The 12769-nt window shown below is 53.6% G+C and carries 12 protein-coding genes; 4 read left to right on the forward strand and 8 right to left on the reverse strand.

The window, feature by feature from the left end:
- Positions 1 to 131: 131 nt before the first annotated feature.
- A complete protein-coding gene (locus D3P09_RS07260) occupies positions 132 to 2741 on the forward strand; it encodes a winged helix-turn-helix domain-containing protein (protein ID WP_120108354.1) in 2610 nt (869 codons plus the stop codon).
- Between the two features lie 237 nt (positions 2742 to 2978).
- On the opposite strand, the gene D3P09_RS07265 is transcribed toward D3P09_RS07260, so the two are convergent.
- From D3P09_RS07265 to D3P09_RS07275, 3 genes are read right to left on the reverse strand one after another with little or no spacing between them, the layout of a single operon-like run.
- Entirely contained in the window at positions 2979 to 3521 is a 543-nt protein-coding gene (locus D3P09_RS07265) for a hypothetical protein (protein ID WP_120108355.1), read from the reverse strand.
- Positions 3522 to 3525: 4 nt separating this feature from the next.
- Positions 3526 to 4893, reverse strand: coding sequence for a sensor histidine kinase (locus D3P09_RS07270; protein ID WP_120108357.1), 1368 nt, complete (start codon positions 4891 to 4893; stop codon positions 3526 to 3528).
- Between the two features lies 1 nt (position 4894).
- Positions 4895 to 5581: a response regulator transcription factor gene (locus D3P09_RS07275; protein WP_120108359.1), complete on the reverse strand. Its 687-nt coding sequence runs from the start codon at positions 5579 to 5581 to the stop codon at positions 4895 to 4897.
- A gap of 177 nt (positions 5582 to 5758) precedes the next feature.
- On the opposite strand from D3P09_RS07275, the gene D3P09_RS07280 reads away from it, so the two are divergent.
- Positions 5759 to 6829 carry a DJ-1/PfpI family protein gene (locus D3P09_RS07280; RefSeq protein WP_120108361.1) on the forward strand — a complete coding sequence of 357 codons (1071 nt, stop codon included), beginning with the start codon at positions 5759 to 5761 and terminating at the stop codon, positions 6827 to 6829.
- A gap of 31 nt (positions 6830 to 6860) precedes the next feature.
- A complete protein-coding gene (locus D3P09_RS07285; RefSeq protein ID WP_120108363.1) occupies positions 6861 to 7502 on the forward strand; it encodes a DUF2306 domain-containing protein in 642 nt (213 codons plus the stop codon).
- Positions 7503 to 7929: 427 nt separating this feature from the next.
- On the opposite strand, the gene D3P09_RS07290 is transcribed toward D3P09_RS07285, so the two are convergent.
- Complete coding sequence (locus D3P09_RS07290) at positions 7930 to 8238, reverse strand: Dabb family protein (RefSeq protein ID WP_120108365.1); 309 nt, start codon at positions 8236 to 8238, stop codon at positions 7930 to 7932.
- A 173-nt stretch (positions 8239 to 8411) separates the two neighbouring features.
- Here D3P09_RS07290 and D3P09_RS07295 point away from each other — a divergent pair, with 173 nt between their 5' ends.
- Positions 8412 to 9323 (forward strand): SDR family oxidoreductase, encoded by a 912-nt coding sequence (locus D3P09_RS07295; protein ID WP_120108367.1) that lies wholly within the window; start codon positions 8412 to 8414, stop codon positions 9321 to 9323.
- A gap of 217 nt (positions 9324 to 9540) precedes the next feature.
- Here the strand turns inward: D3P09_RS07295 and D3P09_RS07300 are convergent, their stop codons facing one another.
- The 4 genes from D3P09_RS07300 to D3P09_RS07315 form a co-directional block, all read right to left on the reverse strand.
- Positions 9541 to 10020 (reverse strand): DUF6530 family protein, encoded by a 480-nt coding sequence (locus D3P09_RS07300; protein WP_120108369.1) that lies wholly within the window; start codon positions 10018 to 10020, stop codon positions 9541 to 9543.
- Positions 10021 to 10154: 134 nt separating this feature from the next.
- Positions 10155 to 10514: a GIY-YIG nuclease family protein gene (locus D3P09_RS07305; RefSeq protein WP_120108370.1), complete on the reverse strand. Its 360-nt coding sequence runs from the start codon at positions 10512 to 10514 to the stop codon at positions 10155 to 10157.
- A 17-nt stretch (positions 10515 to 10531) separates the two neighbouring features.
- On the reverse strand, positions 10532 to 11491 hold the full coding sequence (locus D3P09_RS07310) for a vWA domain-containing protein (protein ID WP_243643935.1): 960 nt from the start codon (positions 11489 to 11491) through the stop codon (positions 10532 to 10534).
- Positions 11492 to 11625: 134 nt separating this feature from the next.
- Positions 11626 to 12744: an AAA family ATPase gene (locus D3P09_RS07315; RefSeq protein ID WP_120108374.1), complete on the reverse strand. Its 1119-nt coding sequence runs from the start codon at positions 12742 to 12744 to the stop codon at positions 11626 to 11628.
- Positions 12745 to 12769 lie beyond the last annotated feature (25 nt).

Genomic DNA, 12769 nt, shown 5'->3' on the forward strand with positions numbered 1-12769 from the left:
AATGACACAATTCTATTGATTGTACGGAAAATCGCCCCTAGAACAATTTGCAAATGTTAATTTCGCCTATTTTTATGACAGGGGTTCCGCTATACTGTAAGCAATATAGCTAGTCTGCATATGGAGGAACTATGAATTCGAAGAATGACGCCAGCCATATCAACCTGCTGAAAGCCAAAATAACCGCTCCCCGTCTCAGGGAGGGTCTGATTGAACGCAGCCGGCTGCTGCAGGGGTTGAATCGAAGCTTGGAGGGCAAGCTTGCTATCGTATGCGCTCCCGCGGGCTTCGGCAAATCCACGCTGCTTGGACAATGGGCCATCAGCTCGAATTGCGATACCGCATGGCTCTCGCTTGATCAGATGGACAATGACGCCGTCCGTTTCTGGAGATATGCCGCGGCGGCGCTAGCCGGCTCCGTGCCGGAAGCAACAGCCATGCGAATAGATTCGCTGGCCCATACGCTGCCGCATACCTCTCTTTATACGTTTATCGATGCTTTAATGAACGAGCTTCATGATCGGGATCGTCCTCTTGCCCTCATTCTTGACGATTACCATGTCATAACCGACCCCATTATCCATGACAGCTTGTCCTATGCCATTACGTATCTGCCTGCTTCTGTCCATCTGGTGGTGGCAAGCCGAACCGAGCTGCCCTTCTCGACAAGCAGATGGCTGGCCCAGGGCCAGCTGACCGTACTCTCCTTCGCCAATATGCAGTTCGACGAAGGGGAGACCGAAGCCTTTTATAATCAAATGCATCGTCTTCCGCTCTCCAAGCAGCATATTCGAAGCCTGCATCAACGGACAGAGGGCTGGGTTGCCGGCATGCAGCTGGCAGCGGTATCGCTGTCCCAGACGGCGGAACGCGACCGCTATATTGAGCAGTTCCAAGGAAGCGAACGGAACGTATCCGAGTATCTGTTCACAGAGGTGTTCCGCTCGCTGCCTGGCGACATTCAGCAGTTTCTGCTGCGCTCTTCCGTACTGAATCGGATGGATGCAGAGCTCGCAGCCGCTGTGTCGGCCAACCCAGATAGCAGAGCCATGCTTGCATGGCTGGAGGCCAATCATCTATTCGTGCTGCCGATCGACTATCAAGGAGACTGGTATCGCTATCATCCTTTGTTCGCGGAGTTCCTCAGCAATCTTCTTGAGCGCAAGGATCGAACCAACTGGCTGGAGGCACATAGGCAAGCCAGCTTCGCCTACTCGGAGCGCGGCATGATCGACGATGCCATCGACCATGCGCTTGCCGCCGGGGAATACGGATGGATGGAGCAGCTGTTGGAGACGCATGTCGAAGAGATTTTGAGGCAAGGGGAGTTTTGGAAGGTGCTCCGCTGGTTCGAGAGCAAGCCGCCAGAAGCGGCTTCTTCGCCAGAATGGTCCATCCTGTACATCTTTATCCTTACCGTAACGGGCCATACGGAACGGGCCAGCCAGCTATTGCTTGAGCTGGAGGCACAGACGGCTGATATGGAAGATGCACAGCGGCTGAAAACCATTCAGAGCGGAATGTTTTTTATCCGCTCCAACATTCTCTTTTTTGGCGGCGACTATGAGGAATGGCACTCTTTGGCGTCACGCTTGAAGGACGAGCTGGCTAGCGACAATATTGCCTACTACAGCTACAACTTCAACGTTACGGAGCCGCAGCTGAACCGAACGCTCATTGGCCTGAAGGGCGCGCTCTCCAAGGAAGTGGAGATAATCGGACTCCGGTTCAGCCAGACGCTGGAGTCGCTGGGCTGGAAAAACTCCTTGTTTAACTTATATGTGAAGCTTTCGATATGCGAAGGCTATTACGAATGGAACCGGCTGCAGGAGTGCCAGGAGCTGCTCCACCAGATCGGCGCTTACAAAGACATTGAGGGCACGCCCGGCCTATATATCCCTTATCGGATTCTTCAAGCCCGCCTGTACTTGGCAGACGGCCATAAGCAGCTGGCTTATGACTGGATTGCCGAGAGCATGGATACGGCGATTGCTTATTCGGATATGCGTTGGCACAGAGCGCTCCGCGCCTTCCTCATTCGCCTGCATCTGTCTCTACAGGCCGTGAGCGCGGCCAAGCAAGAGGCCGTATTGCTGGATCTGTCCGGGAGAACGCATCCCACTTTGAACCGGGAGTTCGAATACTTATCGTTAGTCAGACTTCTCATCAGACAGAAGAAGTCATCGCAAGCGCTTGACCTGTTGGCTGGACTGAAACCTCAGGCGGAGCGCGAAGGCATCGTCGCCAGCCTGGTCGAAATAGCCTTGCTTTCTGCGATTGCGGAGCGCCAGCGCGGGCAGCGCAAAGCTGCGATGAGCCGGCTGGAGGAAGCGCTGGCTATCGCTCACGGTATGGGTTACGTTCGAAGCTTTCTGGACGAGGGGCAGCCGGCTGTCAAGCTTCTGAGCGAGTATGTCCGGTTCAGCGCCCATCAAGAGCAACAATACCCAGAGGAGGCCATCGCTGCCTATGCCCGGTCTCTCTTGCTAGCCTTCCAAGCAGATCAGCCATCGTCTGAATCGCCAGCACCCCAAATAACAGCCATACAGGAGCCGTTAACCGAAAGCGAGCTCGGCTTGCTGAAGCTGATCTGCCAAGGCGCGCCGAACAAGCAGATCGCAGCCGAGCTGGGGCTCTCTGAAGGAACCGTGCGCGTCTATCTGTCGCGCCTCTACCAGAAGCTTGAGGTATCCTCGCGCACGCAAGCCGTATTGGCAGCCCGTACACGAGATCTGTTCTGAAACTCGATAAACCGGAGTCCCAAAAGGGAAGCAACGGATAAGCCGATCCCACACGTTTGAAGCCTTCAAAACCACGGTTACCGTGGCTCTGAAGGCTTCTCTTTCGCTTGAAATTTGGTCTAAAGCCGTTTCCCGCTTAGCGGCGCTCTCTTTGCCGAGTTTCTCGGCTTGCAGCTCCGTTTCCTGCGAGGTCGCGCTCTCCATGCCGAATTTCTCGGCTTGCAGTTCCGTTTCCCGCTAGGCGGTGCTCTTTTTGCCGAGTTTCTCGGCTTGCAGCTCTGTTTCCCGCCCAGCGGCGCTCTCCATGCCGAGTTTCTCGGCTTGCAGCTCCGTTTTCCGCCCAGCGACACGCTCCATACCGAGTTTCTCGGCTTGCAGCTCCGCTTTCCGCTCTGCGACGCTCTCCATGCCGAGTTTCTCGGCTTGCAGCTTCGTTTCCCGCGAGGCGGAGCTCTCTTTGCCGAGTTTCTCGGCTTTCAGCTCCGTTTCCCGCTTAGCGGCGCTCTCCATGCCGAGTTTCTCGGCTTGCAGCTTCGTTTCCTGCGAGGCGGAGCTCTCTTTGCCGAGTTTCTCGGCTTTCAGCTCCGTTTCGCGCTTAGCGGAGCTCTCTTTGCCGAGTTTCTCGGCTTTCAGCTCTGCTTTCCTCCCGGCCTTACGTGACGCTAGATGACGGAGGGACGCCCCTTCATACGAATAACCGTGTGCAGCACAACTAGCACAACTACTCGCTTTAAGGACTGTCCCCTCCTTTGGCAAGCTCCAGGCATTCGTCGTAAGCATTGTCCTAATTGTTTTTTTTCGCCAAAACGGCTGGCCCGTTATGTATAGGAGCAGCTGCGGGCAGCCAGCCTGACAGCACCGCCCCGCCCTCGGCATGATTGCCGGCAGTGAGCTCGCCGCCATGCCTTCGGATAATGCGCTGGGCGATTGTAAGTCCCAGCCCGCTGCCTCCCGTGGAGCGATTCCGGGAAGTCTCCCCCCGATAGAGCGGCTCGAATGCCCGCTGCAATTCTTCTCCCGTAAAGCCAGGGCCAGTATCGCGGATTGCAAATGCCACTCGGTGCTCCGCTTGGCCGCAATGAACAGCGATGCGCCCGCCGACAGGCGTATGTCTAACCGCATTGTCCAGCAGATTGCTGAGAGCGCGCTCCAGCAAATGCGCATCGCCGTCCACCATGCCCATCTCCGGCAATTCGAGTGAACATGCAATTTCCTTTTGCCGTGCTGCCGGACTAACACTGTCCAACGATTTGCGTATGACAGATGCCAAGCTTACGGATTCCCGCTTCAGCGACGTTTCTGCGTATTCCATCTTCGTAAACGTAAACAGATCCTCCACCAGCCGGTCAAGCTGCGCCGACTTCTCCTTGCAGACCGCCAAATAATGCGCCGCTTTCTCCGGCGTTTTGGCAATGCCCTGCTCCAATCCGTCCAGATACCCCCGCAGAGCAAATAGCGGAGTCCGCAAATCATGCGCAACAGCGGCTATGACAAATCGTCTTTCTTCCTCCAGCTCCGCTTGCTTCCGGTAGGCGGCCTGCATGCCCTTCACCATCACCTCAAAGCCGTCGCGGACTTCTGCGATTTCAGTCATTCTCGCCTTAGGCAGCTCAACATCCCAATCCCCGTCCGCAATTTGTCTGGCGGCAGCGCTCATTCCCTCCAGCGGCTTCAAGAGAAATCTTCGCATCTCCATGCCGATGATAAAGAGGGCTAGCAGCATTCCCGCCACTGCCGCTATCGCCGGAATCTGATTGGTTCTCGGGAGATAAATAATGGCCTTGCCAGCCACCCGGCTGTCCTCCATTATCGTATACCGCTCAGTCGAAGCCAGCGAGCCCCGGCGATCGGGGTTCGAACGATAGATGTCACGGCCGTCTGCCGATTGCAAGGCCGCATCCGCCCTCACATTTCGCAGCTTCTCATGCAATTGGCCCTGCCACTCGGCGTCACCCCACTTGGCACTGCCCGCTTCAATAAAAGAAACAACTCCATTCAGCCCTTGCTGAAGCTCCGCATCCCGCTGGCGGCTGTTCATAAAGCTTAACGACTGATTTTCAATAAAATAAGCGGTCACATAGAAAATCCAAGGCAATAAGAGCAGGAGGAAAAAACACAGCAGAAGAAATGATCGTATTCGAAGAGTCTTCATGTCAACCTCCTTCAAAGCGGTACCCTACTCCCCACACGTTGACCAGCAGCTGCGGCTCATTCGGATCAGCTTCAATCTTCTCGCGCAGCCGGCTGAGATGGACCCGGATCGTATGCTTGTCGCCTACCCCGTCCCAGAACCTGTCGAGCAGCTGCTCATATGAAAAAACTTGCCGCGGATGCTCGGCGAACAGCCGAAGCAGCTCGTACTCCTTAGGGGTCAGCACCGTCTTCTCCCCATCTATCGTTACTTCTCTTGCCGTCAAATTCATGCGAAGCCGCCCGTAATCCAGAATGCTCTCAGAGGGTGACGGCCGGGATGCCGTACGGCGCAGCACAGCCTTCACCCTGGCGACAATCTCCCCGGGCGAAGCCGTCTTGACGATATAATCGTCCCCGCCGAGCGTAAGCCCCCGGATCTTGTCCACGTCATCGCTGCGGGCGCTTAGGAACAGGATCGGAACGTCGCCCTCTTTCCTTATCCTCCGGCATAGCTCAAAGCCGTTGTCGCCCGGCATCATAATATCAAGAACGATGCAATCAACAGTGTGCTGTCGGAACAGCTTCCAGGCTTGATCGGCATCGCAAGCGGTTAACACATTGAACCCCTCGTTTTCCAAAAAATCTCTAAGCAATTCTACGATGCTTCTGTCATCGTCCACGACTAGAATTGTGTGCGTCTCACCCATGCCTATCCCACCTTCTGCTCCTAGTTTAACATCTTTCCGAACCATGCAATCCAAGCGCGGCATATTGTGATGCTTTGTTTATCATTTCGTGACTTTTTGGCTGCCTGAATTGAGAGATCCATTTGGTAAGTTAATTCCAGCACCAACTGAAGAAAGATTCAAGAGGAGGCTTTAAGCATGAAGCATATTCAAATTGTATTGTTCGATGGATTCGACCTGCTGGATGCGCTGGCGCCTTATGAGGTGTTTTACGCCGCCGCCATGTATGCCGATGATGCGATTCACGTAGAGCTGGTTACCGCCGAGGGGCCTCGGCATGTAACTAGCGGCACCAACGGTCTGCGGATAGAAGCAACCGGGACCTTGAACCCGGAGCAAGCGGACATCATCCTTGTTCCCGGCGCATCAGGCAAGGTAGAAGGAGACGGTCCCGATACGGTACCGGCCATCTTGAATCGGGCGATGCAGACCGGGCTGACAAGCAGAGTCGAGAAAGCGCTCAAGCAGCCTGACACTATCGTCGTGACGGTCTGCGGCGGCTCGCTTCTCCTTGCGATGGGTGGTTTACTGGAGGGCAGATCGGCGGTAACCCATCATATGGGTATGGAAGTGCTGGGAGCGACAGGCGCTATGCCTGTTCAAGCCCGAGTCGTGGATGACGGCAATCTGATTACAGGCGGCGGCGTCACTTCCGGGCTCGATGTTGCCCTGTACATGGTAGAGCGCGAGCTTGGGCCGCGTATCGCGCATGCGGTGGAGCAGTTGTTCGAGTATGAACGCCGCGGCACGGCATGGCGGAATACCGGGATGCCGCCGGTACAGTCAGCCCCAAGCGAGGAGAAAAGGGACATGCATGAGCCTGCAGTGACAGCGCAGCAAGCAGCAATAAATCAAGAGCCCGCAGCGACAGTGCCGCAAGAAGCCATGAATAAAGAGCCCGCTCCAGCTGCTTCATTCGTCGGAGAATGGGATACGACGCTCGCAACTCCGGTTGGCAAGCTTCAAGTTAGACTATCTATTGCTACAAGCAATGGCATCATACGGGGAAAAGCTGTCCAAGGCGATGAGACCGTGGAATTCATCGATCCTATCCTGAATGACAATAAGCTAATGTGGTCGCTTCGCATTACAAAGCCGATGCGGCTCAATCTGCGATTCGAAGTCGAAGCGGACGGCAACCGGATGAGCGGAGTCGCCAAGGCCGGTATTCTTCCTGCTTCCAAACTTGCGGGAGAGAGAATTTCTTAGAATAGATCTATTGCGGGGGAATGAACCGACTATGAAAAAAGGGATTTCGCTATACAGCCTGCTGGCTGCCGTTAGTATCCTATTTATCCTATATGCGCTGGCAAAAAATTATTGGATCGACCCTGGGGCGGACAGCTTTTTAAGCTTTAAAACCAATCTGAAGCGAGAGCTGAACCTCCCAGCTTGGCTGAACGTGATGTATATCCATGTCGCCTTTGCATGTATCGCGATGGCGGCGGGTCTGGTCAACTTTTCTGCGCGTTTTCTTCTGCTGTACCGCAAGCTTCACCGCGTGAACGGCTACCTGTACATCGTATCCGTCCTGATTGTAGTCATCACTTCCGGATATATGGCTCCTTACGCCACCGGCGGGAAGATCAGCAGCATGGGCTTTAATCTGCTCAATATCCTATGGCCAGCCATCACCATTACGGCGCTTGTATACATTAAGAAAAAACAAATGATCAAGCACCGGAACTGGATGATTCGCAGCTATGCCTTCTGTTTTACCAATATGCTGATCCATCTCATCGCCGCTCTGTTCCATCAAGGCTTCGGATTCCAGTACCCAGAGAGCTACACGATCGGTATATACGGCACAATCGCGCTTCTGCTGATCATTCCTGAAATCATCATTCGAACGATCGGCCAACCTCGCATTACCAAGGGCTGACAGACTGGCGCCAAGTTCAGGGGCTGTCCCAAAAGCCGAAATAGCAGTGCCACACAACGTTACACGCGAGAAAAGGGCAGAATCTCATATATAGCGGTGTGTAGCACCGTTACACGCTGGGATTCGCACCAAAAATCAATATAGCAACGCCACACACCCTTACACGCGAGAAAAAGGCGGAATCACAGATCTAGCGGTTTGTAGCACCGTTACACACGAGAAAAGCGTGGAATCTCGTATGTAGCGGTGTGCAGCACCGTTACACGCTGGGATTCGCCCCAAGGTCATTTGCAGCACAAGCCACAAACCAAAAATTGGCGGTCCAGGATTAACACCCTGACACCGCCATCTTTTCATTTCCCTAGTTCATTCATCAAATGAGATGACCCCTCAAGTCAACTTGCTTTTGAGACAGCTCCGTGAATCGTTATGATGATTGGTGAAGTGTCAGATCAATCTCCTGGAAGCGGATGACCTGCTTGAGCCACCGCTCCTGCACATACTGAACATGCACCGGATGGTTATTATAGCTTTCATAGGCTTGTCCGTCCGCAAATACCATAGAGAAGCCATAGTCGAAGTCAGCTTTGGGGCTCACCTGGCGAAAAACCTCAAACTGCTCTACCCCTGGTATTGCGGCAAGCTCCTCCTTGCTCGTTCGCAAAAACAGCTCAGCTTCCTCATTCTCCTTGCCCGAATGCAGCGAAAAAACAACCATATGCTTAATGGCGCTCATGATCCTGCTCCTCCCTATTGCCCAGGTGCTGGGTGCTTGATGGCCTCATTGTATCATTCTGGCAAGCATCCTCATAAGCGCTGATTATGCAAAATAATTATGCTTATATGACATAAGCTGTCGTATTTGAGGCTTTATAATGAGGCAGTATACAACGATAGGAGCTGATGAATATGAAACCTTTATCCGGAAAAGTAGCGCTCGTGGCCGGAGGAACACGCGGCGCGGGCAGGGGCATTGCCATTGAGCTGGGCGCCGCCGGCGCAACCGTCTATGTGACGGGACGGACCACACGGGCGGGGCGTTCGGAATACAATCGGCCTGAGACGATTGAAGAGACGGCGGAGCTGATCGAGCAGGCTGGCGGCATCGGCATCGCGGTACAGGCCGATCATCTGGACCCGCTGCAAGTTGAGGCATTAGTCGCCCGGATTGAACGCGAGCAAGGACGGCTGGACATATTGGTCAATGATATCTGGGGCGGCGAATATATGGTGGAATGGAATGTTCCCGTCTGGGAGCATTCACTGGAGAGCGGCTTGCGCATGCTGCGGCTGTCGATCGACACCCATATTATTACGAGCCGGTATGCGCTGCCGCTCTTGATCCGCAACCCCGGCGGACTAGTCATCGAGGTGACAGACGGTACTCAATCCTATAACGATGCGAACTACCGATTATCCATGTATTATGATTTGGCTAAAACCTCAATCCTTCGCATGGCGAAGTCGCTGTCGCATGAGCTTGCGCCCCATGGCTGCACCGCTCTCGCGGTTACGCCGGGCTGGCTCCGCTCCGAGATCATGCTTGAAGTCTTTGGCGTTACCGAAGACAAATGGCAGGATGCGCTTGAGCGGGAGCCGCACTTCGCCATCTCGGAAACGCCGCGATATATCGGCCGCGGTATCGCCGCCTTGGCGGGCGACCCGGACGTCTCCCGTTGGAATGGACGATCGACTTCCAGCGGCGAGCTGGCCAAGCTATACGGCATTCATGATCTGGACGGCTCGCAGCCTGATGCCTGGCGCTACATTATGGAAGTGCAGGACGCCGGCAAGCCGGCCGATGTTACGGGATACCGTTAAAACCTTAGCGGCTGTCAGCGGGCTTGGAGCCTCTGGATGCCAAGGAGGCCTTGTCGCTGCAGCTGCTCTTTGCTGTCATCAGCTACATGAGCTCTTTTCGGATCAAGCAAGCCTCATAGCTTTGGAACTCAAATGTATGCAAGTGAAAAAACCGGAATGCTAGTCCATGGCAAGCAATGGACTAGCATTCCGGTCTTGCTTAATACGTCAAATCATATTAATACCCCATGTCCTTCAATATCTTGGACAACGTGCGCAGACGTTCGCCGATCAGTTCACCATCGTCGCTCAGCGCCTGGCTGAACAGCTTGATATCTTCATTAATCCTCTCATTGTCTGTGCAGATCGCCACAGTCATTGCATCCCCTTGCAGCCCTACGCGATCGATCACCGGCTGCTCCGGATCATACAGCTGCTCGTAGCGGTAGGCCTCGCGGAAATGCGCCAGGGAACTGCATATCAGAACGGACAAATCGAGCACGCGATGGAGTGGCAGCTCCTCCGATTGCCTGGACCATTTCTCTCCCGTATATCGCCATACCTTAGCCGAAATATCGACTTTTCCTCTATCATTCCATTGAGCTAATCCCAAGGAAAGTCCCTTAGCATCCGTATTGCCGGCCATTCGGCCGTCAACCTGCTCATAATTTTCGGATACGACCACAGGTTTATGCTTTAAGGTAGTTGGTATTTTCATCTCTTTCCCTCTTTCCTTGTACCAATTTACTCGTTTACTAAATGACGGTTTCATCTTATCTTGGATTTCATCGCAAGTCAATTTGTAACGGCAGCACCCGCCAATAAATCTATTGACGGGTGCCGCACATTCCTTTAATCCTTAGGGGGCTTGTTATATCCCTGTTCGCCATAGGGCCGCAGCTTCTCCAGCCACGGCTTCAAGATTTGCTTGCGCTCCCAGCGCACATCGTCGACCTTGCTGGCATCCTTCTGCTCCAGCACCTCATATTCAAAGGCCTCGGAGCCGTGTTCTTTCCAATCTCGCTGAAGCTCCAAATTTGCAAATCTCCCCATATCCAGCTGCATTTGCAGAGTGAGCCATTTGTTTTTCAAATTGGGATAGCTGTCGAGAAAAATCTTGCCGTTCTTTTTGTTTTTAATTTGGATGACGCCCATATACGTCTTGATCTGCTTATAGTCTTCAAGCAGCTCCTTGCGCTTATTCATATCCATCGTTTTCCCTCCTGAAATTATAAATACCGGGCAATGATCCGGACCAGCCTGGCGGGAAATTGGCGCAGATTGGCGATATCCAGAAATTTGTCCTGCCCATAGATGTCATGAATAACATCCTTGTCTTGTCCGATGGCCGCCGCCAGAAAGGCGACCCCTTTCCGCTCGTATTCCTCTATCGTCTGCCGCATGTCCCGAGCGGCGTAACTCCCCGTATAATCATCCATCGCCTTGGGCTGGCCGTCGGTGATGCTGATCAGCAGCTTTGCTTGCTGCGGCGCATGCGCCAATCGCTCGGCCATAATCCGAAGCGCCATGCCATCGCGATTATTGCTTCTTGCCCTGATCCCCATCAACCTGTACCGGTCATGATCATCCGGCTTCTCGAAGTCGGCATATGCATAGAGCGACATTTGCTCCAGCCTGGATACATCCGCAGTGTCGCCATAGATCAATACGGGAATATGACGTAACCGGCAAAATTCATAGACCGCAATGACAGCTCGCTTGGCCGCTTCCAGCCTGCCGAAGGCCGACATCGATGCGGATTCATCCACCCTTAGACCAACTGCAAGGGTAGGCGTTTCAGTCGGAGGGCGTTTTCTGGCAAAATGCCGGTAATCCCTATAAGCTACGCTATCCGCTTGAAACCTGCTGCCATAGTAACGATTGCGCTCGAACCCGGCAGACGTCTCATGCTCCAATAAAGGCAATGTCTTTCGGGCAATCTCCTGCACGACCGGCATAAGCTCCTGGCTTAACCGGATATACTGTTCCTTGCTTTCCTGATTGTAATCCGGGCGGTGAACGATAAGCTTCACTCTTGCATGAATGGAATCAGATACGATTTCTCTAGCGGCATGATTAAGTTTTTTTCGAAAATCGCGTTCCCTTTGCCTCGCATCCTCTGCCATGGGCTCGGGATTGGCTTGATGATATTGGGGAGAGCCGTTCTCTCCGGTATCCGAGCTTGCCATATCGGTTGATTGTTCGGAAAGGAGTGAGGAACTCTCTTCGCTATCCGCAGACTTTTTCAGCGCGATCCCCTTCTCTTCCGCTTCGCTGTCATGCTCATAATCAGCAGCCCCAATATCTCCCCATAGCTTGAGCTCTATGGCTTCATCTCGGCATGGCCGTTTTTTTTTACCAGCTCCAAGCTCGCAAGGCTTGCCATCAAGCCATGCTTTGCCAGCGCATCCTCCAGCATTTTGATCTCCTCGGGATCGGTCGTGATTTTATAGATCACTTTATAATAAAGCGATTGTTGCGCCGAGGCGCCGCCGGCGACCGCATCCGCCCAGTAAAAGAAGGAACGCATGCCCGCTACGCCTTTAATCGCATTAGCCCTGGCTGTCTGGTCCAGAACGATAATGCTGTCCGCCAATACGCTTAATACCGATTCATCTCGATAGTCCGTCTTGGCCATTGCCCGCTCCATCATCACTTCCTTGGCCGGCAGATCCATCTTCTCCGAATGCTGGATTCTGTCCCGCAATGCTTCGTTAAGCGGCCTGGACCCTGCATAGCTTCGGTTGGCTGTGATCACCGCGATGAAATCGGGATGCCTGCGGATTATTTCCGTGGGAAGATTGATGCTGCCGTCCAGCTCCAGGGCAGAGTTCAACGCCATCAGTACCGCAGCGTCACGAATAACATTGGGTTCCTGGATCTCCAGCAGGTAGCCATGCCGATAAGCTCTCACAATCTCCGATGGATAAAATCTGTACTCGACGGCTTCGCCATCGCTCATCTCCGACGCCAGCTTCAGCAGCTGTTTCAGCTTCAAAGCCGCCGCTTCCTGCGTCAGCTCCAAGGCGTCCATTAGTATGCCGGTTGCACTCTGGAATTCATCGCTCGCGTAGAGTGCTTGCAATACCGACTGCTCGGCAGGTTCCAGCTTCTCTAATCGGTCAGAGGAGATGACCGGCAGAATAGCGCCGATAATATCCGATTTGTCCATATCCGCAAAGCAAGTCACTTTTGTATACGGAAGTCCGAAATTGGCGGACAATGCTTTGGCCAATTGGGTTTTGCCGGAGCCCGCATCGCCTTCCAGCAGAATGTTGGCAATTTTCATCTCTCCGCGATGCCAATTGCGCTTCACTTCCTTGCTGACTCGCAGCTCCTCTTCGCTTGCCTTATGAGAATTCGGCTTCTTCCAAACCAGACCTATTTCCGCATCCGTCATCGTTCTCCCGGGCGATAATTCCAATGATTCAATGTCACTCATATTGATTTCCTCCATTGTCTGACGA

Origin of the sequence: Paenibacillus pinisoli (assembly GCF_003605435.1) — a bacterium.
Lineage (GTDB): Bacteria > Bacillota > Bacilli > Paenibacillales > Paenibacillaceae > Pristimantibacillus > Pristimantibacillus pinisoli.

Excerpts from the sequence above, each read along its gene's own strand:
- D3P09_RS07300 (WP_120108369.1), bottom strand. The coding sequence starts at position 10,020 with ATGAAAATACCAACTACCTTAAAGCATAAACCTGTGGTCGTATCCGAA.
- D3P09_RS07290 (WP_120108365.1), bottom strand. The coding sequence starts at position 8,238 with ATGAGCGCCATTAAGCATATGGTTGTTTTTTCGCTGCATTCGGGCAAG.
- D3P09_RS07280 (WP_120108361.1), top strand. The coding sequence starts at position 5,759 with ATGAAGCATATTCAAATTGTATTGTTCGATGGATTCGACCTGCTGGAT.
- D3P09_RS07305 (WP_120108370.1), bottom strand. The coding sequence starts at position 10,514 with ATGGATATGAATAAGCGCAAGGAGCTGCTTGAAGACTATAAGCAGATC.
- D3P09_RS07260 (WP_120108354.1), top strand. The coding sequence starts at position 132 with ATGAATTCGAAGAATGACGCCAGCCATATCAACCTGCTGAAAGCCAAA.
- D3P09_RS07285 (WP_120108363.1), top strand. The coding sequence starts at position 6,861 with ATGAAAAAAGGGATTTCGCTATACAGCCTGCTGGCTGCCGTTAGTATC.
- D3P09_RS07270 (WP_120108357.1), bottom strand. The coding sequence starts at position 4,893 with ATGAAGACTCTTCGAATACGATCATTTCTTCTGCTGTGTTTTTTCCTC.
- D3P09_RS07295 (WP_120108367.1), top strand. The coding sequence starts at position 8,412 with ATGAAACCTTTATCCGGAAAAGTAGCGCTCGTGGCCGGAGGAACACGC.
- D3P09_RS07275 (WP_120108359.1), bottom strand. The coding sequence starts at position 5,581 with ATGGGTGAGACGCACACAATTCTAGTCGTGGACGATGACAGAAGCATC.
- D3P09_RS07310 (WP_243643935.1), bottom strand. The coding sequence starts at position 11,491 with ATGGCAAGCTCGGATACCGGAGAGAACGGCTCTCCCCAATATCATCAA.
- D3P09_RS07315 (WP_120108374.1), bottom strand. The coding sequence starts at position 12,744 with ATGAGTGACATTGAATCATTGGAATTATCGCCCGGGAGAACGATGACG.
- D3P09_RS07265 (WP_120108355.1), bottom strand. The coding sequence starts at position 3,521 with ATGCTTACGACGAATGCCTGGAGCTTGCCAAAGGAGGGGACAGTCCTT.